A 21,525-nucleotide genomic window follows, 5' to 3' on the forward strand; every position below is an offset into this window, starting at 1 on the left:
ATGGCACAGGTCACGGTTTCCATCGACGGCAAACAGTATCGCATGGCCTGCGACGAAGGCCAGGAAGAGCATCTGATCGACCTTGCCGAGCGCTTCGACCGCTATGTCTCGCACCTGAAGGATTCCTTCGGCGAGATCGGCGACCAGCGGCTCACCGTCATGGCCGGCATCATGGTGATGGACGAGCTCTCGGAGCTCACCAAGCGTGTCAAAGGCATGGAGAGCGAAGTGCTGACCTTGCGCAAGACGCGCGACGAGGCGCTGACCAAGGCCGACAAGAGCGACAGCGTGCTCACGACCGCGCTCGGCGCGCTCGCGCAGCGCATGGAAGACCTCACGGCGACGCTCGCGATAAGGAAAGCCTGAGCGGCCCACCCTCTCGCAAAAGCGGAGAAATCCTGCCGAACGTCGCCGTGCTCGCCAAAAAAATATTTGGCTGCAGCGAGCTAGGTTATGGCTCCTGGCGTTTGACCGATGCCGCGATGGTGGTAGCTTAGAATGCTTGCCGGCCGCGCCGGCCATCGTTTCATAAAAAAGGGTAGGGATAGGTCATGAGTCTTCGTATCAACGATGTCGCGCCGGATTTCACGGCCGAAACCACGCAGGGCACCATCGAGTTCCACGACTGGATCGGCGACGGCTGGGCGGTGCTGTTCAGCCATCCGAAGAATTTCACGCCGGTCTGCACCACCGAGCTCGGCACCATGGCCGGCCTCGAAGGCGAGTTCAAAAAGCGCAACGTCAAGATCATCGGCATCTCGGTCGATCCGGTATCGAGCCACGAGAAGTGGCAGGCCGACATCAAGACCGCCACCGGCCAGACGGTGAACTATCCTTTGATCGGTGATAAGGATCTCAAGGTCGCCAAGCTTTATGAAATGTTGCCCGCAGGCGCCGGCGAGACCTCCGAGGGCCGCACGCCGGCCGACAACGCCACCGTGCGCTCGGTCTATGTCATCGGCCCGGACAAGAAGATCAAGCTGGCGCTGACCTATCCGATGACCACGGGCCGCAACTTCGACGAGATCCTGCGCGTCATCGATTCCATCCAGCTGACGGCCAAGCACCAGGTGGCGACGCCGGCCAACTGGAAGCAGGGCGACGACGTCATCATCACCGCCGCCGTCTCCAACGAGGACGCGATCAAGCGTTTCGGCGCGTATGAGACGGTGCTGCCGTACCTCAGGAAGACCAAGCAGCCGACGGCCTGAGCCTTTCCTTCTCCCCGTTCACGGGGAGAAGGTGCCCGAAGGGCGGATGAGGGGCGGCGCCGCGGTCGAGGATCAGCGCGCCGGCCCTTTGAAGCGATTGTTGCCCTGAACGATAACCTCGCAGCGTCGGCGCTGCCCCTCATTGTCCTACCGGTCATTTCTCCCCGTATAGTGACGGGGAAAAAGGGGCGCGCGACCGCTTTCGCTAAAAAAACGGCGGCGCCAGAATCTGGCGTCGCCGTTTTGTTGTTGCTCAGTGCGCGGGTAGCTTTACGCCGCCGGCTGCGCCTCGATGGTCCGCAGCGCCTGGGTCTGGCGCTTGGCGGCGGCCTTGACCGCGTCCTGCACCTTCTCGAAGGCACGCACCTCGATCTGGCGCACGCGCTCGCGGCTGATGTCGAACTCGGCCGAGAGTTCTTCCAGCGTCAGCGGCTCTTCGGCCAGGCGACGCGCCTCGAAGATGCGCCGCTCGCGGTCGTTGAGCACCGACAGGGCGCCCGACAGCATGGTGCGCCGGTTTTCCAACTCGTCCTGCTCGATGAGCATTTCTTCCTGGCTCTCGTGATCGTCGACCAGCCAGTCCTGCCATTCGCCGGACTCGCCTTCGCTCGCCCGGATCGGGGCGTTGAGCGAAGCGTCGCCCGAAAGGCGGCGGTTCATCGACACCACTTCGGCCTCGGAAACGTTGAGGCGAGTGGCGATCTCGGCGATCTGCTCGGGCTTCAAGTCGCCATCGTCGAGCGCCTGGATCTTGCCCTTCACCTTGCGCAGGTTGAAGAACAGACGCTTCTGATTGGCGGTGGTGCCCATCTTGACCAGGCTCCACGAGCGCAGGATGTATTCCTGGATCGAGGCCTTGATCCACCACATGGCATAGGTGGCGAGCCGGAAACCACGCTCCGGTTCGAATTTCTTCACGGCCTGCATGAGGCCGACATTGCCTTCCGAGATCACCTCGCCGATCGGCAGGCCGTAGCCGCGATAGCCCATGGCGATCTTGGCGACGAGCCGCAAATGGCTGGTGACGAGCTTGTGCGCAGCCGTGGTGTCCTGATGCTCGGCATAACGCTTTGCGAGCATGTACTCTTCCTGCGGCTGAAGCATCGGAAAGCGGCGGATTTCTTCCAGGTAACGGGCGAGACCGCCTTCACCGGAAACGATACTGGGTAATGATTGGGCCATGATAGCGCCCCTCTCTCTTTGGAGTGGATGCCCCCGAAACGCGGCGGGCGTTCGTCACGGATGCCAAAGGCTCATCCGCGACAACCTGTGTATATAGGAACAAAACCAGAAAAGACAGGCATTTGTTCAACGCTAAACAGTCTGTCACGCTAAAGTGAACAACGCCGGTCAGGTTTTTTTGATGGCTGGTTTGCAGCTTGTTCGTGGCGGGTCGGTTCAGAGTTTTCGAAAGTCGCCGACGAGTTCCTCCATGTCTCCCGGTATCGGCGCTTCGAACCTCATCGTTAGATGGGTGGTCGGATGCCGGAATTCAAGGAGCCACGCGTGCAGGGCCTGCCGGGGAAAGGCTTTGACCTTGGCCTTCAAGGGTCCGGGCAGCCGGTTGGCCTTGGTGCGGAAAGCCTGCCCGTAATCCGGATCGCCGATCACGGGGTGCCCGATATGGGCCATGTGGACGCGGATCTGGTGGGTCCGGCCGGTCTCCAGCCGGCATTCGACCAGGCTTGCCGTGGCGAAAGCCTGCTGTCCTTCGCCGAAACGTTCGACAATGCTGAAATGGGTGACGGCATGGCGGGCGTCGTCGCGACTTTCAGACACCACCGCGCGGCGGACGCGGTCGGCGGCGCGACCCAAGGCAGCCTCGATGGTGCCGGTCGGCCGTTGCGGGATGCCCCAGACCAGCGCCAGATAGGCGCGCTCGAGGTCGCCGGTGCGGCCATGATCGGCAAAGGCTTCCGACAGCGCCTTGTGGGCGCGGTCGGTCTTGGCCACGACCATGACGCCGCTGGTTTCCTTGTCGAGGCGATGGACGATGCCAGGACGCCTGACGCCGCCAATGCCGGACAGGCTGTCGCCGCAGTGATGGATCAGCGCGTTGACCAGCGTGCCGGTCCAGTTGCCGGCGCCGGGGTGGACGACCAGTCCCGCCGGCTTGTTGATGACGATCAGCTCGTCGTCCTCGTAAAGAATGTCGAGGGGAATGTCCTCGCCCTGTGGCTCCGCCGGCTCCGGAGCGGGCACGAGGATCTCGATCGTCTCACCGACCGTCAGCTTGCGCTTGGCTTCCACCACCTTCCTGCCGGCGATGGAGACTGCGCCTTGCTTGATCAGCGCCTGCACGCGGCTGCGCGAGAGCTCCGGACCGAGCTTGGCGGCAAGCCACTGGTCGAGGCGCTGGCCGGCGGCATCGGCGCCGGCTTCCAGGACGGTGGCTTCGCCTGCGGCCAACTCATCGTCCGTCGGTTCCTCCCCTATCAATGTCGAACTCTCTTCGTTATGAGCGCTCATCGAAACCCGTTGCGGATTGTTTAGCCATGGCCCGGCCGATCGCCGAAGAAGATGAGGAAAAGCCGCTCGACCCCGCGGCCGAGAATGTGCGCCGCAAGCTCGTCCGCTTCATGATCGTCAATCTCGGCCTTCTGTTCCTCGCCCTTATGGTGGTGATCGGGGCGCTTGTCTACAAAGCCCGCAACGCGCCGGTGGCCGGATCGGCGCCCGCCGGCGATGTTCAGGCTCCGGCCGGTGCGCCGCTCTCGGGCGACATCGTGTTGCCCGTCGGCGCCAAGGTGATCAGCCAGTCGCTCTCCGGCAACCGCCTGTCGATCGACGCCGAGCTTGCCGATGGCGGCCGTTCGATCTTCGTCTACGACATCTCCGAGCGCCGCATCATCGGCCAATTCGCGGTTCGCAACAAATGAGCGGCTTTGCCGAGCAGCGCAGCATTGCGACCGTCGCGCTCGTCGTCGGCAATTACGACGAGGCGATCGCCTGGTATGTCGAGCGGCTCGGTTTCGTGCTGAGCCAGGATGTCGATCTCGGCGGCGGCAAGCGCTGGGTCACCGTCGCGCCGGCGAAGGGCAAGGGGGCGAGGCTGCTCCTGGCGGAAGCATCCGGCGAAGAGCAGGCAAGCCGCATCGGCAACCAGACCGGCGGCCGCGTCTTCCTGTTTCTCGAAACCGACGATTTTTCCCGCGATCACCAGGCGATGCTCGCCAAGGGCGTCGAGTTCCGCGAAGCGCCGCGCCACGAAGCCTATGGCACGGTGGCCGTTTTCGCCGATCTCTACGGCAATCTCTGGGACCTGATCGAGCCGAAACGGCAGCGCTGACCAGCAGCTTTGGGCAAAGCACGCAAAGTGCCGGAAACCCCAGTTGCTTTTTCCCAGCGGCCAGCCTATGTAGCCGGTTCTTGAGCGCGCCCATCGTCTAGCGGTCAGGACACCGCCCTCTCACGGCGGGAACAGGGGTTCGATTCCCCTTGGGCGTACCAAGCAACTCTCCTGTAGACCGAAAGACCAATCCCTGCTGGGTCCAATCTGGCGTTCGCCTGTTCGTCCGTTCTGGCGCAGCGCTTGCAGTTGCTTTAGCATTCTCTTGCACAAAGCCTGCCGCAAGCGCGGGCGGGAGGAGTCCAATGCGGAAGCTGCAGTCGCAAGGCGTTCATCACATCACGCTGGTCGGCGCCGGGCGCCAGACCTCGATCGACTTCTGGGAGGGCGTGCTCGGCATGCCTTTCATCTTCGAGCAGCCCAATCTCGACAAGGCGAGCGAAAGCCATCTCTATTTCGATCCCGGCGACGGGCGGCTGATCACCGTCTTCACCGACGAGACCCGAGTCCCGGTCAAGCGGCGGACACCGACCGATATCGGCTGCGTCCATCACATCGCGTTCTCGGTGTCGCGGGTCACCTTCCTGCAGGCTGTCGCGCGGCTCGACGAGCGCGCCATTAAGCACAGCGGCGTCAAGGATCGCGGCTTCATGGATTCGATCTATTTCGAAGATCCGCTCGGGCTGTTGATCGAGCTCGCGTCCTACCGCTTCGACCCACCGGTCGGCTTCACCCATGCCGACGTGCTGATGGAGGCGCACAAGATCCGCGTGGCGCGGGGCGACTACAACATCGCCGAATTGCACCTTGCCGACGCCATCCAGGCGCTGGTCGAGCGGTCACGCGCAACTCTGTCGGAAAACAGGGCGTCGAAGAATCCGTACTGAGCAAGCAAAGGGAGGGACATGAAATGGCAAAAGCCGCAACAAAGAGCGCGAAGAAACCCGCTGCCAAGGCAGCGCCGAAAGCCGCAGTAAAAGCCGCCGCGAAATCGGGCGCCAAGACATCGGCGAAGGCGACTGCCAAAGCGGCCGCGAAGGCGACATCGAAAATGGCGAAGCCAGCTAAGAAGCCTGGCATAAAACTCAGCATGCTGAGGCCGAGCGTCAACAACATGACGGTGCGGGTGTTCGCGCGCGCGGCCGGGCTCGATCCGGCGGAGACCGATGCCTGGGGCCTCACGCGTTCGCCCGAATTCCTGGCGCGCAATCCGGCGCATCTGACGCCGATGATCGAGGACAAGGGCCTGCCGCGCGGCGTGCTGTGGGAAAGCTGCGCCATCATGCAGTATCTCGCCAACAAGCACGGGCTGGACAAGTTCTATCCGAAGGCGCCAGCAAAGCGGGCGATGATCGATAGCGCCATGTTCTACCTTGTCGGCACGCTTTATCCCTATGTCGCGCGCGCGACGTATCCGGCGCTCGGCTTTCCGCAATATGCCGGCGAGGTCGGCCACAGCGACGCCCATCCCGACAAGAAATCGGAAGCGCAGAAGGCGGCGATGGCTGCGATCGCCGAGCCGCTCGAGGTGTTTCACTCCTTCTTTCGCAACGGCAAACCGTTCATCGGCGGCAACAACCCGTCGATCGCGGATATAAGGCTGGCGGCGACGCTGGAATTCCTGGCGGTCATCGACTACGCGCTGCCCAGCTGGGCGAAGGAATATATGGCGGCCATGGAGAAGAAGCTCGGCAAGGCCTATGCGGAGCCGGCAGGCGACGTGCGCGGCTACATCGCGCATGTGAAATCGCAGGCCAGGGCGTAACAGCCGGCTCAGGTTAAGGTTTCGTTTACCCAACGCCTGTCTACTGATCACAGTCCTCGCCGCGACCACGGATGTACTGGCGCGAAGCGGAGGCGAAGGGAAAGGTCGGCCCAGCGCCGGCCTTTTGCTTTTCCGGCGGTTGTATCGCCTCCCACCGGCAATCACGACATACGACTTATCCGGTGCCAGACCGGTTGAAATCCTATTGTCATCGGCGTGATTGATCCTACCATTACCTTGGGTTGATAGGTGCGAGCCGGGCAAAAAGCGATGAGGACCGGGATGAAAAGAATGGTGAAACTTTCCGCGGTCGCGGTCGCGCTCCTGGCGAGCGCCGCGGCCGAAGCCGCGCCGCTCAACGGTATGAACGAGATTGGCGCCGCCTTGCTCGCCTGCTGGACGCCGCCGGCCAATTCCGACAATTCCTCGGTGACGCTCAGCTTCAGCTTCAAACGCGACGGCACGCTGATCGGGCCGCCGAAAACAACCGCTATCCATGTCAGCGGCGACGACAAGGCGCGTAAGGCGTATATCGACGCTGCGACCAAGGCCCTGAACGATTGCCTGCCGCTCAGCCTTTCGCCCTCGCTGGCGCAAGGCATCGCCGGAAACGTCTTCACGCTGCAGTTCAACTCGCCGAAGAAGTAGGCCACGGCGAAGGCACCGAGCCTAAGGCGCGTCGCGATCTTTCTAGATTCGCTCCATGCGCTTTAGGTTTTTGGGCATGTCTTTATCCCGAAATCGGTTCCCACTTTCGGCAGACATGCTTTAGCCCGTATCGCACTTTTCCCGGAATTGCTTTCAGGTCAAACCGCGTGCGCGCCTGATCTGGGCGTGCTTTTCCAGTTCCGGCATCTCGAAGACATAATCGTTCCAGGCGGAGTCCGGAATCTGTCCGGCCAGGTAGCAATCCAGCAGAAGGCTTTGTTCGGGGGTAAGGGCTCTCGGCGCGTGCTCCAGCCCAAGCGAATGGATCAAGTTCCTGGTCAGGCCAGAGACGGTGAAGTGAAAGGACATCTCGGTCTTCCTCTGCGCAGCGCGCGTCACATCAACGCCAACAACGTCCGTCACCGGGCAAAGGTTTCATCAGCGATCCGTGATCGCGCCGCGGTCGCGGCCGGGCTGAATCTGTCGGGCTGTCTTTCTTCACGGGCAGTGCATCCAGCCGGCATCGACCGGCGGATCGAGGCAAAGCTACTCGCAGACGACGCGGTAGCGCTTGCCGGTTTCGCCGACATTCCTGCAGGTAAGAGCGGTCTGCTCATCCGAGGACTGATCAGCCAGATTCTGGTTAGAGGAAGGCCTTGCCGGAGACCTGGAATAGTGCCGGACCGACGGGCCTTGCGGCGCGCCCGGCGGCGGCAACGGAAACACGTCCGACGCGATCTGCCGCGACGCGGTCGTTCCCGGCGGCGCCTTGTCCCAGACACGCCTGACGTCCATCCGGCTCGGGACGATCACCGTGCCGTCGTCGCTGCGCGCGCAGCCGCCCGCCGCAAGCAGCGCCGGGCACAGGATGAAAGCCGCGATTCGACCAAACATTAGCAACACCTCAGGCGCCTTATAATGCGTTGTTGCCATGATCGCCAACGGGCGGATTACCGCAGCCGGCCCAGGGCCGGAAGCTGGCTCAACGGCACCGGGTGGCAGGCGGTTGCAATCATTATGGTTAGCGGATCGTTAATGCTTGTCGGGCACATTCCCCCGACGGACCGGCACAGTTCGGCCTTGGGGGTAGGAATGGCGGATACGGACGGGACTGTCGAGGCGGACAACAAGGCGGACAGACGCGGCAACGAGGCCTTTCTCGGCGACGTCCACGATATGGCCGGGACCTTGGAGGCGCTTGCCAATCTCAGGCTGATGGTCGATTCGATGCCGATCGGCGTCATCGTCCTCGATGCCGAATTGCGGGCGGAGGTGGTCAACCGGGCATTTTACGACTTCTGGCAGATCGATCCGCGGCGCGCCCCGGCCGGCAGTCGCTTTCGCGACCTCATGGAAGCCAGTCGTGATGCCGATCCGTTCGGCGCCGAGGAACAGGCCTGGCAAAGCCATGTGGCCGAACGGGAGGCCGAAATCCGGGCTGGAAGCGCAGGGTCCAGGCAGTTGCCGCGCAAGGACGGCCGCACGCTGATCGCCTCGCTGGCGCCTCTTCCAGGCGGCAAGCGGCTGATCTCCTATGTCGACATCACCGACATGAAACAGCGCGAGATCGATGCGGAGGACGCGCGCAAGAACCTCGTCACCGTGCTGGAGTCGCTGCCGGCGGGGGTCATCATCTACGATCGCGACGACCGCTTCGTCTTCGCCAACCGCAAGCTGCAGGATACGCTGCCGGCGCTGAAGCCGGCCTGGCAGTCTGGCCGCACGTTTCGCGAGGCGTTGGCGCTTGGCCACTCCGTCGGCTACTTCCGCTCGAGCGGCGACCCCGGAATCGACAGCCTGTATGGCGTCGACACCGAGCGTTGGCTTGACGCCATGCTCAAGCGGTACCGTTTGCCGAGCTCGGCCTACGAACGCCTCAACGCCGACGGGCGCTGGTACCAGGTCTATGACATGCGTACCGACGACGGCACATTCATCGGCGTGCGTGTCGATATCACCGACATCAAGGCGCGCGAGAAGGCGTTGCGCGATTCCATGCGCCAGATCGACCTTTACCGGCATGTGATGGACGAATTGCCCGTGGCAGCCTTCATCAAGGCCGACGATCTCACCATAGAATTCGTCAACAAGGCCTGGTGCGCGCTGACCGGACTGCCCAAGGACGAGGTGCTCGGCAAGACTGATCGCGAGCTTTTCGCGACCGAAGAGGCGGACGGTTTCAGCAATGACGACAACGAAGTTGTGGCGACCGGCGCGGGACGCGAGATCGAGGAAGCCGTCACCCACCGCGACGGCACGGTGCGCCAGCTGATGACGCGCAAGAGTCGGCTGGTGGCGATCGACGGGTCGGTGCATCTGGTCGGCTCCAGCACCGACATCACCGACGTCAAGGCGCGCGAGCAGGCGCTGCGGCAGAGCATGAGCGAGAACGAGGTGTTCCGCAGCCTCATCGACAATGTGCCGGTGTCGATCTACGCCAAGCGCTCGGACCTCAGGCAATTCTACGTCAACAAGGGCTGGTGCGATCTCACCGGCTTCAGCAGGGAGGAAGCGATCGGCAAGACCGACGTCGAGATTTTCGGCGCGGACGGCGAAGCCTTCGTCGCCGGCGACCTTGCTGTGCTTCGCACCGGCGAGACGCAGGAGATCGAAGAGACGGTGACGATGCCGGACGGCAGCGTCAGGCATCAATTCGCGCGCAAGGGCGCGATGATCGCCTCGGACGGCTCGCTCTATCTCATCGGCTCCACCACGGACATCACCGAGCTCAAGCAGCGCGAGGCGGAGCTCAGCGAGGCACGCCGGCGCGCCGTGCTCGCCGACCGGGCCAAGTCGGAATTCCTCGCCAATATGAGCCACGAGATCCGCACGCCGATGAACGGGGTTCTTGGTATGGCAGAGCTGCTGGCGAAGTCGGACCTCGATCCGAAACAGAAGACGTTCACCGACATCATTGTCAAATCCGGCAATGCGCTGCTCACCATCATCAACGACATCCTCGACTTCTCGAAGATCGATGCCGGCCAGCTGGTGCTCGACCCTGCGCCCTTCAATCTGGCCGAGGCGATCGAGGATGTGGCGACGCTGGTCTCGACGCGCGCCAAGGAGAAGGACCTCGAGCTCATCGTTCGCATCCAGCCGGGCCTCGACGGCCAGTTCGTCGGCGATGTCGGCCGTGTCAGGCAGATCGTCACCAACCTGCTCGGCAACGCGGTGAAATTCACCGACAAGGGTCATGTCCTGGTCGACGTGACGGGTGAGCGGGTTCCGGCGGGAACGAGGCTCACCATTTCCGTGACCGATACCGGCATCGGCATTCCGGAAGACAAGCTGAAGCAGGTTTTCGAAAAGTTCAGCCAGGTCGACACCTCCTCGACCAGGCGGCATGAGGGCACCGGGCTTGGCCTTGCCATCACCTCGCGGCTGGTCGAGATGATGGCCGGCGAGATCGGTGTCGACAGCGCCGAAGGCAAGGGTTCGACCTTCTGGTTCACGATCACGCTGCCCAAGGCCGAGCAGGGCGGTCAGCGCATCATGCCGGTCGACGTCACCGGCGCGCGCGTGCTCATCGTCGACGACAATGCCGTCAACCGCTCGATCCTCAGCGAGCAGATGGCGTCATGGACGTTCGATTCCTGCGCGGCCGAAAGCGGCGCCGAAGGGTTGAAGGTGCTGATTGCCGCCGCCGCCTACGGCGTGCCGGTGGACTGCGTCGTGCTTGATTATCAGATGCCGGGCATGACCGGCGCCGAGATGGCGCGCATCGTGCGCAATACGGCGGGCCTGGCGCATACGCCCATCATCATGCTGACCTCGGTCGACCAGTCGCTTGCCGGCACGGCCTATCGCGACCTCGGCATCGATGCGCAGCTGATCAAGCCGGCGCGCTCCTCCATTCTCCTGGAAACGCTGGTCTCGACCATCCAGCGCCACCGCCACAGCAGCGCGGCGGCGCAACCCGCCATTGGCACCGCCAGCCCCCCGCGAGCCGCTCCGGCGCAGACGGCGGCATCGGAGCGCGCCATGCTGCAACCGCCCCCGGCGCGGGCGCGTCCGCGCCCCGCCGATGCCGAGCGCGAGCTCGACATCCTCGTCGCCGAGGACAATGAGGTGAACCAGATGGTGTTCACCCAGATTCTTGGCGAGACCGGTTACCGCTTCGAGATCGTCGGCAACGGCCGCAAGGCGCTCGACTCCTTCGGCAGGCTCAATCCGCGCATGATCCTGATGGATGTATCGATGCCGGAAATGAACGGGCTGGAGGCGACGGGCGCGATCCGCCGGCTCGAGGAGGACATGGGCACGCATGTGCCGATCGTCGGCGTCACCGCGCATGCACTGAAGGGCGACCGCGAACGCTGCCTGGAAGCCGGCATGGACGATTACCTGCCGAAGCCGATCAGTCCGCGGGCGCTGCTCGAAAAGCTCGAGCGCTGGCTGGGTTCGGACGTCGAGACCCGGCGCAACGCCGGTTAAAACGAATTTGGCGGGCAGGACGGCGGCAAGGGGCTGACGCATGCGTATGGTGCGATCGCACCATACCAAAGCAAGCGCCAAGCTCGGACAATCATGACATTGATTCCGCTCTTCGGTTACGGGCGGGAGCAGCGACCGCCGACAAGAAACAGCGTCGACTCTACCCCAACGGACCCTGTTTTCGGCGATGGCCAGGCCATGATCCGCTCTGGCTTACAGGCAACGCACTCTCGTCCGGATTTTATTTCCCGGCGGCCGTCATCCGGCCGCCGGGATAAATTTTGTTTCAAAAGTCAGACAAGTTGCTGATTTCCGCGGCAAACTCCGTCCGGCCCTTCGAGGCCGCTGCGGAACCCTTCCGAGCATCCTCGTCCGGACGTTACCGGGCTGACACGAAACTGTCATGCGACTGTAATAATCGAGGGCTATTGCGCTGACCGGGCGCCGATACAACGGGTGCCGAAAGACCATCTTCCGAACAGGAGCAGGCCACATGAGACATTTCATCCGCTCTGCGGCCGTTGCAATTGCAATGGCTGCGGCATCAACCCTTAGCATGGCCGCCGCGATGGCAGCCGACATTTCCGGCGCTGGCGCCACCTTCCCCTATCCGATCTACGCGAAGTGGGCCGACGCCTACAAGAAGGAGACCGGCATCGGTCTCAACTACCAGTCGATCGGCTCCGGCGGCGGCATCAAGCAGATCAAGGCCAAGACCGTCACCTTCGGCGCTTCCGACGCGCCGCTGAAGGGCGAGGATCTCACCTCCACCGGCCTCGCGCAGTTCCCGATGGTGATGGGCGGCATCGTGCCGGTCGTCAACCTCGAAGGCATCAAGCCGGGCGAGCTGGTGCTCGACGGTCCGACGCTCGCCGACATCTTCGCCGGCAAGATCACCAACTGGAACGACGCGGCGATCAAGAAGCTCAACCCCAAGATCAAGCTGCCCGACCAGGCGATTGCCGTCGTCCACCGTTCGGACGGCTCGGGCACCACCTTCAACTTCAGCTACTACCTGGCCGACGTCAGCGCCGACTGGAAATCGAAGGTCGGCGTCAACACCGCGCTTGAATGGCCGGTGGGCATCGGCGCCAAGGGCAATGAAGGCGTCGCCAACAACGTGTCGCAGACTGGCGGCGCGATCGGCTATGTCGAATACGCCTATGCCAAGCAGAACAAGCTCACCTATACCGACATGGTGAACAAGGACGGCAAGAAGGTCGAGCCGACCGCGAAGGCGTTCTCGGCCGCCGCGGCCAATGCCGACTGGAGCTCGCAGCCGGGCTACGGCGTTATCCTGGCCAACCAGGCGGGCGCCGAATCCTGGCCGATGACTTCCGCCACCTGGATCCTCGTCTACCAGAAGCCCGATGATGCGGCAGCCACGGCCGAAGCGCTCAAGTTCTTCGCCTGGTCCTATGCCAAGGGCGACAAGATGGCTGCTGAGCTTGACTACGTTCCGATGCCCGACAAGGTCGTGAAGAGCGTCGAGGAGATGTGGGGCAAGGACATCGTCGACAAGGATGGCAAGCCGGTCTACTCCGGCATGTAATTCCCGCCGAATGAGGAGGGCGCCTCTAGCGCCCTCCTGTCTCTTTCGAAATGCGAGGGGCTAAATGACAGCCGTTTCCGAAGCCGCGACATCGTCCGCCCTGCGGACCAGAGAAGCGACGGTGCGCCGCTTCGCCGTCACCGACATGGTTTTCCGGACGGCGACGCGCCTTTCCGCCATACTCGTGCTCGTTCTGCTCGGGGGGGTCGCGATCTCGCTGGTCGCCGGATCGTGGGAGGCCCTGTCGAAGTTCGGCTTCTCCTTCCTGACCACCGAATCCTGGAACCCGGTCACCGAGAATTTCGGCGCGCTCGCGCCCATCTACGGCACCATCGTCACTTCGGCCATCGCCATTCTCATCGCCGTGCCGATCGGCATCGGTATCGCCATCTTCCTGACCGAGCTTTGTCCGCGCCCGCTCAGGCGTCCGATTGGCATCGCCGTCGAGCTGCTCGCCGGCATTCCCTCGATCATCTACGGCATCTGGGGCCTGTTCGTCTTCGCGCCGTTCCTGCAGACGACTGTGCAGCCCTTCATCATCAGTCTTTTCCACGGCATACCGGGGCTCTCCAGCCTGTTTGCCGGTCCGCCCTACGGCATCGGCTTGCTGACCTCGTCGCTGATCCTCGCCATCATGGTGCTGCCTTTCATCACCTCGATCACCAAGGACGTGTTCGACACGGTGCCGGCGGTGCTGAAGGAATCGGCCTACGGCATCGGCTGCACGACCTGGGAAGTGACCCGGCGCGTGACCATCCCCTATACCCGCATCGGCATCATGGGCGGCGTCATGCTCGGCCTCGGCCGCGCGCTCGGCGAGACGATGGCCGTCACCTTCGTCATCGGCAACGCGCACCGCATCAGCGCCTCGCTGTTTGCGCCGGGCACGACGATCTCGGCGACCATCGCCAACGAATTCACCGAAGCCGACGGCAACCTCTATACATCCTCGCTGGTATCGCTCGGCCTGATCCTGTTCATCATCACCTTCATCATCCTCGCGCTCGCACGCTACATGCTGTTGCGCATCGATAGCCGCACGGGAGCCTGACCGATGTCGACTGCCGCATCGCTTCACCAAAGCCGCAAGCGCAAGAATGCCGTGATGATGACGCTGTGCGTCGTCGCGGCCGGCATCGGGCTGGCCTGGCTGGCGCTGATTCTCGGCGCCCTGCTCTACAAGGGGCTTTCCGGGGTGTCGCTCTCCGTGTTCACGGAAATGACGCCGCCGCCCGGCGATGCCGGCGGCCTGCTCAATGCCATCTACGGCAGCATCGTCATGACGATCATCGGTATCGTCGTCGGCACGCCGATCGGCGTGCTGGCCGGCACCTACATGGCCGAATACGGACGCTTCTCGAAGCTTACGACGGTGGTGCGCTTCATCAACGACATCCTCTTGTCGGCGCCTTCCATCATCATCGGCCTGTTCGTCTACGAGCTGATGGTGCGGCCGATGGGGCACTTCTCGGCGATTGCCGGCGCGGTCGCGCTGTCGATCCTGGTGATCCCCGTCGTGGTGCGCACCACCGAGGACATGCTGAACCTTGTGCCCAACGCGCTGCGCGAAGCAGGCACCGCCATCGGAGCACCGCGCTGGGTAGTGATCCGCTCGGTTGCCTATCGCGCGGCGCTCTCCGGCATCGTCACCGGCATCCTTTTGGCGATCGCCCGCATCTCCGGCGAGACGGCGCCGCTTCTCTTCACCGCGCTCAACAACCAGTTCTGGTCGAGCAATCTCAATGCGCCGATGGCCAGCCTGCCGGTAACCATCTTCCAGTTCGCTCTCAGCCCCTACGAGGAATGGCAGCAACTGGCCTGGACGGGCGCACTCATAATCACCCTGACGGTTCTCGGGCTGAGCATCATCGCCCGCAGCCTAACCGGACGCAGAGAGGACAGATGAAACCGATGTTGTCCACCGACCTGAACGCAGCCGACACGACCGTCGAGAAGGCCAAGATCGAGGTCAAGAACCTCAATTTCTACTATGGCCAGTCGAAGGCGCTGAAGGACATCAACCTGTCCCTGCCCGAGCGCAGCGTGACCGCCTTCATCGGCCCGTCGGGCTGCGGGAAGTCGACGCTGCTGCGCGTGCTCAACCGCATCTACGAGCTCTATCCGAAGCAGAGCGCCGAGGGCCAGGTGCTGCTCGACGGCAAGAACATCCTCGACCGCTCGCAGGACCTCAACCTGCTCAGGACCAAGATCGGCATGGTGTTCCAGAAGCCGACGCCGTTCCCGATGTCGATCTACGAGAACATCGCTTTCGGCGTCAGGCTCTATGAGAAGATCAGCAAGGCTGAGATGGACAGCCGCGTCGAGCAGGCGCTGAAGCGCGCAGCACTCTGGAACGAGGTCAAGGACAAGCTCAACGCCAGCGGCCTCAGCCTCTCGGGCGGCCAGCAGCAGCGCCTGTGCATCGCCCGTACCGTTGCGGTGAAGCCCGAGGTCATCCTGCTCGACGAGCCGGCCTCGGCGCTCGATCCGCTGTCGACCGCCAAGATCGAGGAACTGATCGACGAGCTGCAGGCCGACTACACGATCGTCATCGTCACCCACAACATGCAGCAGGCGGCGCGCGTGTCGCGGCAGACGGCGTTCATGTATCTGGGCGAGCTGGTGGAGTTCGACCGGACCGAGAAGATCTTCACCTCGCCCCGCGAAAAGCGCACGCAGGACTACATCACCGGCCGCTTCGGCTGAGCTCATACGAGGACATCATCATGGCCGAACATACCGTCGCTTCCTTCGACGAGGATCTGAGGCAGATCAGCCGGCTCATCAACGACATGGGCGATCTCGCCGCCTCCATGGTCGGCGCTTCGACCAAGGCCCTGCTCGAGACCGACAATGCCATGGCGCAGCGCGTCGTTTCCGACGATGCCATTATGGACGCGCGCCAGCGCGAGCTCGACGACCGCGCCATCACGCTGATCGCCAAGCGCCAGCCGATGGCCGACGACCTGCGCAATGTGGTCGGCTCGATCCGCATGGCGGGCGACCTCGAACGCATCGGCGACCTCGCCAAGAACATCGCCAAGCGCGTCGGCTCGGTCGGCGTCAGCGCCGCGCCGCGTGACCTCACGCATTCGATCGATTCCATGGCGCAGCTGGTGCTGATCCAGGTCCAGGCCGTGATCCAGGAATATACGGTGGGCGACGCCACGGCGCTGGCCAAGCTTCGCAACGACGACGAGCGCATCGACGTCAAATACACATCCGTCTTCCGGGAGCTCCTGACCTACATGATGGAAGACCCGCGCAACATCACCGCCTGCACGCATCTTCTGTTCTGCGCCAAGAATCTCGAGCGCATCGGCGACCATGTGACCAACATCGCCGAGAACGCCTATTATGTGCTGACCGGCACGCAATTGCCCGCGAATCGTCCCAAGCAGGACGAGACGACAATGTCGGCGCCGGCGGCCTGACGAAGGGTATCTGCCAATGATCGCGCCACGCATCATGGTGGTGGAGGACGAGGAGCCGCTTGGTGTGCTGCTCCGCTACAATCTCGAATCCGAGGGTTACCAGGTCGAAGTGGTGACCCGCGGCGACGAGGCCGAAATCCGCCTTCAGGAAAACGTCCCCGACCTGCTCGTGCTCGACTGGATGGTGCCCGCGGTTTCCGGCATCGAGCTCTGCCGGCGCCTCAGGATGCGGCCCGAGACCGAGCGGCTGCCGATTATCATGCTGACCGCGCGGGGCGAAGAAAGCGACCGCGTGCGCGGCCTCTCGACGGGCGCCGACGACTATCTGGTCAAGCCGTTCTCGACGCCGGAGTTCATGGCGCGCGTCAAGGCGCTGCTGCGCCGCGCCAAGCCGGAGGTGCTGTCCAGCGTGCTAAAGGTCGGCGACATCGTGCTCGACCGCGAGTCGCACCGCGTCTACCGCAAGAAGAGCGAGATCAGGCTCGGCCCGACCGAGTTCCGGCTGCTGGAATTCATGATGCGTCATCCCGGCCGGGTGTTCTCGCGCAGCCAGCTGCTCGACAATGTCTGGGGCGAGACGATCTATATCGACGAACGCACCGTCGACGTCCATGTCGGCCGCCTGCGCAAGGCGGTCAACAATGGCCGCATGCCGGACGTCATCCGCACCATCCGCGGAGCGGGTTACGCGATCAGGGAAGATTAGGGATAGGGGGCTGAGACGCTGACGGGTTCTGTGTCTCCAGCATCGGATCGCGTGCATTGGCGGTTAGCCGAGACGCTTGTGCTTCGTCATCCACGGGCGGAGCAAGGAGCGCAGCGACGCAGCGCAGACCCGAGGATCCATTCCGTGATGTCGATGCGTTGCGACAGTCCAGAATTCTGTGCCGCTGCGCTCGACGCGTGAGGTAGCGGCATGGATTCCAGGGTCTCCGCGACGGAGCTTCGCTCCTGCTCCGCCCTGGAATGACGAAGCTGCGGGGCCTTCCCTTCGCTAATTCAAGCGTCTGCTGCTGTCCCGGACCTCTTCAAGGCTGCCTCAGGCCACGTTCTTTCCCGTCCCCACTCTTGCCTGGCCTCCCGGCGCGAAAATTTCCTGGTCGACGAAGGTCAGCGCGCGCATGGCGCAGCCTTCGCGGATCAGCGGCAACTCGTTCGGCTCGGTGTCGAAGGAGATCGATTCGGAGTGCTGGCCGCCGGCCGTCTGGGCGATCGCTTCCCTTAGCGCCGGCTCGATCAGGTCGAAGGCGGCCGCGCTGACGCCGACCATGGCAACGGGCGCCGGGTCGATGAGGGCGAACAGGCTGCCGAGACCGAAACCAAGCGCCTCGCCGGCCCGGCGGTAAGCCTCCCGTTCGGGGCCGTCCCTCTCGCGCGCCTTCGCGGCAAGGGCCCGCATGTCGGCGTCGCCGACGTCGACCGGCTCGGCGTCCTCGCTCATTTTCATGGCGCTGCGCCAGATCGCGTAATTGCCGGCATAGGCCTCGACGCAGCCGCGGCGGCCGCAGCGGCAAAGCGCCCCGCCCGGGCGGTGAATCATGTGGCCGAACTCACCGCCGGAGGAATGCGTCCCGGTGAACAGCGCACCCTTGAGCACGAGACCCATGCCGATGCCGTGCGACAACAGGATGGCGATGAAGTCGTCGCGATAGCGCTCCGGGTCGCGCCATTGCAGCGCCACCGCCATCATGTTGCAGTCGTTCTCCATGGTGGCGGAGATGCCGAACTCCTTCTCGAGAATGTCGGCGAAAGGAATGTCGGTCAGCGGCGTTATCGGCGACCAGAGCATGGCGCGCGCATGCGAATCGGTGATGCCCTGAATGCCCATTGCGATGCGGGCGACGCTGCCAATGTCGAGGTCGGGATCCTGCAGCCGGCGCCGCACGATCGCCACGCATTCGCCGATCAGCTCGTCGCGGGGCATAACAAGCGTGTCCAGGCGCTGCTGCTCCTCGGCAACAACTTGGCCGGCATAGTCGATCACGGCGACCGACAGGAAGTTCAGAGACAACACCACGGTCAGCACCGCGGCGGCTTCAGGGTTCAGCGCCAGGCCGATCTGCGGCCGGCCGCGTTTCAACGCCGTCGGCTCGCTGGCCTTGCTTTCGGTGAGAATGCCCTCCTGGATCAGGTCGGCGGAGATCGCCGAAATGGTCGAGTGGCTGAGCCCAGTGGTGGCGGCAATTTCGGTCCGTGACGGCTGACCGGCGCGGCGTACCGCCGAAATCACCATGGCGCGGTTGCGCCGGCGCAAGTCGTCATGGCGGATTCCGACCGACATCGTTTCGCACGTCCTCCCCGGTCATCGCGGCCTTGTGATAATGCCATGGCCTGTCGCTGACACGCTAGGGATTGTGGCAGAAGCCAGGGACCATGTCATTATTTATTGCGGATACCGAAAAAAATGCCTGAGCCCATCAAAACCCATCAGAATCTCGGTTGACAGCGCTGTGGTGCTGGACCACTATTTTTTTGAGGCTCGAAAAAAAGCCTCTGTGCCGGCCTTCGGGCCAGTCTGGGTCGCGCCGCACGGGCGCAGGGAGGATATCATGAAGAAATTTGCAGCCGCCATTCTGGCGGGCGTTGCCATGTCGCTGACGCTGGCGTCCGTCGCCGAGGCGAAGGACAAGGTGATCGGCGTGTCGTGGTCGAATTTCCAGGAAGAGCGCTGGAAGACCGACGAAGCAGCGATGAAGGCCGCCATCGAGGCCGCCGGCGACAAGTATATCTCGGCCGACGCGCAGTCCAATCCGGGCAAGCAGCTAACCGACGTCGAAAGCCTGATCTCGCAGGGCGCCAACGCGCTGATCATCCTGGCGCAGGATGCCTCGGCAATCGGCCCGGCGGTGCAGAAGGCGCTCGATGAAGGAATCCCGGTCGTCGGCTATGACCGCCTGATCGAGAACAAGGACGTGTTCTATCTGACCTTCGACAACAAGGAAGTCGGGCGCATGCAGGCCCGCGAGGTGTTCAAGGCCAAGCCGGAAGGCAACTATGTCTTCATCAAGGGCTCGGGCTCCGATCCGAACGCCGACTTCCTGTTCGCGGGCTCCATGGAAGTCCTGAAGGACGCCATCGACAGCGGCAAGATCAAGAATGTCGGCGAGGCCTACACGGACGGCTGGCTGCCGGCCAACGCGCAGAAGAACATGGAGCAGTTCCTGACCGCCAACGACAACAAGGTCGACGCGGTCGTGGCTGCCAATGACGGCACCGCCGGCGGCGTTGTCGCGGCGCTGACGGCGCAGGGGCTGGCCGGCACCGTGCCGGTCTCGGGCCAGGACGGCGACCACGCGGCGCTCAACCGCATCGCGCTCGGCACGCAGACCGTGTCGGTGTGGAAAGACGCGCGCGAGCTCGGCAAGAACGCCGCCGAGATCGCCTCGCAGCTCGCCGACGGCAAGAAGATGGGCGACATCGCCGGCGCCAAGGACTTCACGACGCCCGGCGGCAACACCGTCAAGTCGCTGTTCCTGACGCCGGTCGCGATCACCAAGGACAATCTCAACGTCGTCATCGACGCCGGTTGGATCAAGAAGGACGAGGTCTGCGCGGGCGTGCCCGCCGGCAGCGTCCAGGTCTGCAACTGAACCTTGCCGACATTCGATCAAAAATACCTGCGCCGCGGCCAGGAGCGGTTCAATGAACCGCTCCTGGTTTTTGTTGCCGCAATCCCGGACGGAAAACCGCTACGCACTTTCCTGGGATTGCCTTAAAGCCGCGGCGTTTTCTCAAAAGATTTTGCCGTTCTGCCTCAGGCGGATAGCTTCTAGGCTGAGTTCCGGCATCCGCGCCAGACGGCAAGCCGGTGGGAGGAAATCATGACCGACACGACGTCTACCCAACCGGCGGACACCGCGCGCGCGTCGGAACTCGGCACTGTTGCCCGGTTCCTGAAGGCGACCGAGCTCGACACCCGCATGCTGGGCATGATCGGCGCGCTGCTCCTCATCTGGATCGGGCTGCATGTGATTTCCAGCCTGCGGCTTGGCGTCAACCCGCTCGACTTCGACAGCCGCACGTTCCTGACGCCGCGCAATCTCTGGAACCTGTCGGTTCAGTCTTCGGCCGTGGCGATCATGGCCTCCGGCATGGTGCTCGTCATCGTCATGCGCAACATCGACCTGTCGGTCGGGTCGGCCGAAGGGCTGATCGGCATGGTCATGGGCTTTGCCCAGGCGCATTTCCTGGTTCGCTTCGTCGGGCTTGAACTGGGAAACCCCTGGATCTGGGTTCTGGCGTTGCTGATCGGCCTGGCGCTCGGCCTCATCATCGGCGCCTTCCAGGGCTTCGTCATCGCCTATCTCGAAGTGCCGGCCTTCATCGTCACGCTGGGAGGGTTGCTGGTATGGCGGGGCGCTGCCTGGTGGGTCACCAGCGGTCAGACCGTTGCGCCGCTCGACGCCACGTTCCAGTTGATGGGCGGCGGCCCGGCGGGCTCGATCGGCGCCAAATGGAGCTGGGCCGTCGGCATCGTCGCCTGCCTGGCGGTTATCTTCATGCATTTCAACGGCCGCGTGCAGCGCAAGCGCTTCCGCTTCCCGCTGCGTCCGGTCTGGGCCGAGACGCTGCTTGCCACGGTCACCTGCGCGGTCATCCTGGGCGCGGTGTGGCTCGCCAACTCCTATCCGTGGCCGGTCGGCATCGTGAACCGCTACGCCGCTGCCAACAACATCATCGTGCCCGAAGGCGGGCTGTTCATCGCGCACGGTATCGCCATTCCGGTCCTGATGGCGGTCGCCGTCGGCTTGATCATGACCTTCGTTACCAAGCGCACTAGATTCGGCCGCTACGTCTTTGCCATCGGCGGCAATCCGGAAGCCGCCAATCTTGCCGGCATCAACACGCGCTGGATCACCATGAAGGTGTTCATGATCATGGGCGTGCTGGCGACGATCGCGGCGGCGATCTCATCGGCCAGGCAGAACTCCTCGACAAACGCGCTGGGGACGCTGGATGAACTGCTGGTCATCGCCGCGGCGGTCATCGGCGGCACGTCGCTCGCAGGCGGTTCCGGAACCGTGCTCGGTGCCATGCTGGGCGCATTGCTGATGCAGTCGCTGCAATCCGGCATGGTGCTGCTCGGCGTCGATTCACCGCTGCAGAGCATCGTCGTGGGCGCCGTGCTCGTCATCGCGGTGTGGCTCGACACCATCTACCGGAAGCGCGTCTGATAGCAGGAGAAGGAC

Annotated in this window: 21 protein-coding genes and 1 tRNA gene; 17 read left to right on the forward strand and 5 right to left on the reverse strand. The window is 63.5% G+C overall.

The annotated features are described in order from the left end of the window. Entirely contained in the window at positions 1–366 is a 366-nt protein-coding gene (locus tag CK219_RS14080; protein WP_095767358.1) for a cell division protein ZapA, read from the forward strand. A 185-nt stretch (positions 367–551) separates the two neighbouring features. Further along, positions 552–1,211, forward strand: coding sequence for a peroxiredoxin (locus tag CK219_RS14085; RefSeq protein WP_095767359.1), 660 nt, complete (start codon positions 552–554; stop codon positions 1,209–1,211). Between the two features lie 270 nt (positions 1,212–1,481). On the opposite strand, the gene rpoH is transcribed toward CK219_RS14085, so the two are convergent. Then, complete coding sequence (gene rpoH / locus CK219_RS14090; protein ID WP_095767360.1) at positions 1,482–2,393, reverse strand: RNA polymerase sigma factor RpoH; 912 nt, start codon at positions 2,391–2,393, stop codon at positions 1,482–1,484. Positions 2,394–2,609: 216 nt separating this feature from the next. Continuing rightward, the gene (locus CK219_RS14095) at positions 2,610–3,680 is read right to left on the reverse strand and encodes an RluA family pseudouridine synthase (RefSeq protein ID WP_095767361.1); all 1,071 of its coding nucleotides are present in this window, start codon (positions 3,678–3,680) and stop codon (positions 2,610–2,612) included. 26 nt (positions 3,681–3,706) lie between these two features. Between CK219_RS14095 and CK219_RS14100 the strand changes: the two genes are divergently transcribed. The 6 genes from CK219_RS14100 to CK219_RS14125 all read left to right on the forward strand — a co-directional run bounded on the left by CK219_RS14100 (position 3,707) and on the right by CK219_RS14125 (position 6,913). Continuing rightward, positions 3,707–4,090 (forward strand): fimbrial protein, encoded by a 384-nt coding sequence (locus CK219_RS14100; RefSeq protein ID WP_095767362.1) that lies wholly within the window; start codon positions 3,707–3,709, stop codon positions 4,088–4,090. Next, complete coding sequence (locus tag CK219_RS14105; RefSeq protein ID WP_095767363.1) at positions 4,087–4,500, forward strand: VOC family protein; 414 nt, start codon at positions 4,087–4,089, stop codon at positions 4,498–4,500. The genes CK219_RS14100 and CK219_RS14105 overlap by 4 nt, the downstream gene beginning before the upstream one ends. 86 nt (positions 4,501–4,586) lie before the next feature. Next, a tRNA-Glu gene (locus CK219_RS14110) sits at positions 4,587–4,661 on the forward strand. A gap of 144 nt (positions 4,662–4,805) precedes the next feature. Further along, entirely contained in the window at positions 4,806–5,387 is a 582-nt protein-coding gene (locus tag CK219_RS14115; RefSeq protein WP_095767364.1) for a VOC family protein, read from the forward strand. 23 nt (positions 5,388–5,410) lie between these two features. Further along, entirely contained in the window at positions 5,411–6,265 is an 855-nt protein-coding gene (locus CK219_RS14120) for a glutathione S-transferase family protein (protein WP_095767365.1), read from the forward strand. Between the two features lie 282 nt (positions 6,266–6,547). After that, on the forward strand, positions 6,548–6,913 hold the full coding sequence (locus CK219_RS14125; RefSeq protein WP_095767548.1) for a hypothetical protein: 366 nt from the start codon (positions 6,548–6,550) through the stop codon (positions 6,911–6,913). A gap of 153 nt (positions 6,914–7,066) precedes the next feature. Here the strand turns inward: CK219_RS14125 and CK219_RS14130 are convergent, their stop codons facing one another. Both CK219_RS14130 and CK219_RS14135 read right to left on the reverse strand, forming a co-directional pair. After that, positions 7,067–7,282 (reverse strand): hypothetical protein, encoded by a 216-nt coding sequence (locus CK219_RS14130; protein WP_095767549.1) that lies wholly within the window; start codon positions 7,280–7,282, stop codon positions 7,067–7,069. Between the two features lie 177 nt (positions 7,283–7,459). Next, positions 7,460–7,807: a hypothetical protein gene (locus CK219_RS14135; protein WP_245340475.1), complete on the reverse strand. Its 348-nt coding sequence runs from the start codon at positions 7,805–7,807 to the stop codon at positions 7,460–7,462. A gap of 198 nt (positions 7,808–8,005) precedes the next feature. On the opposite strand from CK219_RS14135, the gene CK219_RS14140 reads away from it, so the two are divergent. The 7 genes from CK219_RS14140 to phoB all read left to right on the forward strand — a co-directional run bounded on the left by CK219_RS14140 (position 8,006) and on the right by phoB (position 17,042). Further along, positions 8,006–11,350 (forward strand): response regulator, encoded by a 3,345-nt coding sequence (locus CK219_RS14140; RefSeq protein WP_245340476.1) that lies wholly within the window; start codon positions 8,006–8,008, stop codon positions 11,348–11,350. A 493-nt stretch (positions 11,351–11,843) separates the two neighbouring features. After that, the gene (gene pstS, locus CK219_RS14145; protein ID WP_095767366.1) at positions 11,844–12,902 is read left to right on the forward strand and encodes a phosphate ABC transporter substrate-binding protein PstS; all 1,059 of its coding nucleotides are present in this window, start codon (positions 11,844–11,846) and stop codon (positions 12,900–12,902) included. A gap of 64 nt (positions 12,903–12,966) precedes the next feature. Beyond that, positions 12,967–13,953 carry a phosphate ABC transporter permease subunit PstC gene (gene pstC, locus CK219_RS14150; protein WP_095767367.1) on the forward strand — a complete coding sequence of 329 codons (987 nt, stop codon included), beginning with the start codon at positions 12,967–12,969 and terminating at the stop codon, positions 13,951–13,953. A 3-nt stretch (positions 13,954–13,956) separates the two neighbouring features. Continuing rightward, positions 13,957–14,808 carry a phosphate ABC transporter permease PstA gene (gene pstA, locus CK219_RS14155; protein ID WP_095767368.1) on the forward strand — a complete coding sequence of 284 codons (852 nt, stop codon included), beginning with the start codon at positions 13,957–13,959 and terminating at the stop codon, positions 14,806–14,808. Continuing rightward, positions 14,805–15,608: a phosphate ABC transporter ATP-binding protein PstB gene (gene pstB, locus CK219_RS14160; protein ID WP_095767369.1), complete on the forward strand. Its 804-nt coding sequence runs from the start codon at positions 14,805–14,807 to the stop codon at positions 15,606–15,608. The genes pstA and pstB overlap by 4 nt, the downstream gene beginning before the upstream one ends. Before the next feature lie 20 nt (positions 15,609–15,628). Next, a complete protein-coding gene (phoU, locus tag CK219_RS14165) occupies positions 15,629–16,336 on the forward strand; it encodes a phosphate signaling complex protein PhoU (protein ID WP_095767370.1) in 708 nt (235 codons plus the stop codon). 16 nt (positions 16,337–16,352) lie between these two features. After that, positions 16,353–17,042, forward strand: a complete 690-nt coding sequence (gene phoB, locus CK219_RS14170) for a phosphate regulon transcriptional regulator PhoB (protein WP_010911896.1) — start codon at positions 16,353–16,355, stop codon at positions 17,040–17,042. 333 nt (positions 17,043–17,375) lie between these two features. Here phoB and CK219_RS14175 read toward each other — a convergent pair whose 3' ends face one another. Further along, positions 17,376–18,617: an ROK family protein gene (locus CK219_RS14175; RefSeq protein ID WP_095767371.1), complete on the reverse strand. Its 1,242-nt coding sequence runs from the start codon at positions 18,615–18,617 to the stop codon at positions 17,376–17,378. A 268-nt stretch (positions 18,618–18,885) separates the two neighbouring features. Here CK219_RS14175 and xylF point away from each other — a divergent pair, with 268 nt between their 5' ends. Further along, positions 18,886–19,926, forward strand: a complete 1,041-nt coding sequence (xylF, locus tag CK219_RS14180; RefSeq protein ID WP_095767551.1) for a D-xylose ABC transporter substrate-binding protein — start codon at positions 18,886–18,888, stop codon at positions 19,924–19,926. Between the two features lie 231 nt (positions 19,927–20,157). Beyond that, a complete protein-coding gene (locus CK219_RS14185; RefSeq protein ID WP_095767372.1) occupies positions 20,158–21,510 on the forward strand; it encodes a sugar ABC transporter permease in 1,353 nt (450 codons plus the stop codon). Positions 21,511–21,525 lie beyond the last annotated feature (15 nt).

This window comes from Mesorhizobium sp. WSM4313 (assembly GCF_002294725.1).
GTDB lineage: Bacteria > Pseudomonadota > Alphaproteobacteria > Rhizobiales > Rhizobiaceae > Mesorhizobium.

What these genes read in the sequence shown, in the direction of transcription:
- phoB (WP_010911896.1), top strand. Translation starts at nt 16,353, where the DNA reads ATGATCGCGCCACGCATCATGGTGGTGGAGGACGAGGAGCCGCTTGGT.
- CK219_RS14120 (WP_095767365.1), top strand. Translation starts at nt 5,411, where the DNA reads ATGGCAAAAGCCGCAACAAAGAGCGCGAAGAAACCCGCTGCCAAGGCA.
- xylF (WP_095767551.1), top strand. Translation starts at nt 18,886, where the DNA reads ATGAAGAAATTTGCAGCCGCCATTCTGGCGGGCGTTGCCATGTCGCTG.
- CK219_RS14130 (WP_095767549.1), bottom strand. Translation starts at nt 7,282, where the DNA reads ATGTCCTTTCACTTCACCGTCTCTGGCCTGACCAGGAACTTGATCCAT.
- pstB (WP_095767369.1), top strand. Translation starts at nt 14,805, where the DNA reads ATGAAACCGATGTTGTCCACCGACCTGAACGCAGCCGACACGACCGTC.
- CK219_RS14085 (WP_095767359.1), top strand. Translation starts at nt 552, where the DNA reads ATGAGTCTTCGTATCAACGATGTCGCGCCGGATTTCACGGCCGAAACC.
- rpoH (WP_095767360.1), bottom strand. Translation starts at nt 2,393, where the DNA reads ATGGCCCAATCATTACCCAGTATCGTTTCCGGTGAAGGCGGTCTCGCC.
- CK219_RS14095 (WP_095767361.1), bottom strand. Translation starts at nt 3,680, where the DNA reads ATGAGCGCTCATAACGAAGAGAGTTCGACATTGATAGGGGAGGAACCG.
- CK219_RS14105 (WP_095767363.1), top strand. Translation starts at nt 4,087, where the DNA reads ATGAGCGGCTTTGCCGAGCAGCGCAGCATTGCGACCGTCGCGCTCGTC.
- CK219_RS14080 (WP_095767358.1), top strand. Translation starts at nt 1, where the DNA reads ATGGCACAGGTCACGGTTTCCATCGACGGCAAACAGTATCGCATGGCC.
- CK219_RS14135 (WP_245340475.1), bottom strand. Translation starts at nt 7,807, where the DNA reads ATGTTTGGTCGAATCGCGGCTTTCATCCTGTGCCCGGCGCTGCTTGCG.
- CK219_RS14140 (WP_245340476.1), top strand. Translation starts at nt 8,006, where the DNA reads ATGGCGGATACGGACGGGACTGTCGAGGCGGACAACAAGGCGGACAGA.
- phoU (WP_095767370.1), top strand. Translation starts at nt 15,629, where the DNA reads ATGGCCGAACATACCGTCGCTTCCTTCGACGAGGATCTGAGGCAGATC.
- pstA (WP_095767368.1), top strand. Translation starts at nt 13,957, where the DNA reads ATGTCGACTGCCGCATCGCTTCACCAAAGCCGCAAGCGCAAGAATGCC.
- CK219_RS14175 (WP_095767371.1), bottom strand. Translation starts at nt 18,617, where the DNA reads ATGTCGGTCGGAATCCGCCATGACGACTTGCGCCGGCGCAACCGCGCC.
- pstS (WP_095767366.1), top strand. Translation starts at nt 11,844, where the DNA reads ATGAGACATTTCATCCGCTCTGCGGCCGTTGCAATTGCAATGGCTGCG.
- pstC (WP_095767367.1), top strand. Translation starts at nt 12,967, where the DNA reads ATGACAGCCGTTTCCGAAGCCGCGACATCGTCCGCCCTGCGGACCAGA.
- CK219_RS14185 (WP_095767372.1), top strand. Translation starts at nt 20,158, where the DNA reads ATGACCGACACGACGTCTACCCAACCGGCGGACACCGCGCGCGCGTCG.
- CK219_RS14100 (WP_095767362.1), top strand. Translation starts at nt 3,707, where the DNA reads ATGGCCCGGCCGATCGCCGAAGAAGATGAGGAAAAGCCGCTCGACCCC.
- CK219_RS14125 (WP_095767548.1), top strand. Translation starts at nt 6,548, where the DNA reads ATGAAAAGAATGGTGAAACTTTCCGCGGTCGCGGTCGCGCTCCTGGCG.
- CK219_RS14115 (WP_095767364.1), top strand. Translation starts at nt 4,806, where the DNA reads ATGCGGAAGCTGCAGTCGCAAGGCGTTCATCACATCACGCTGGTCGGC.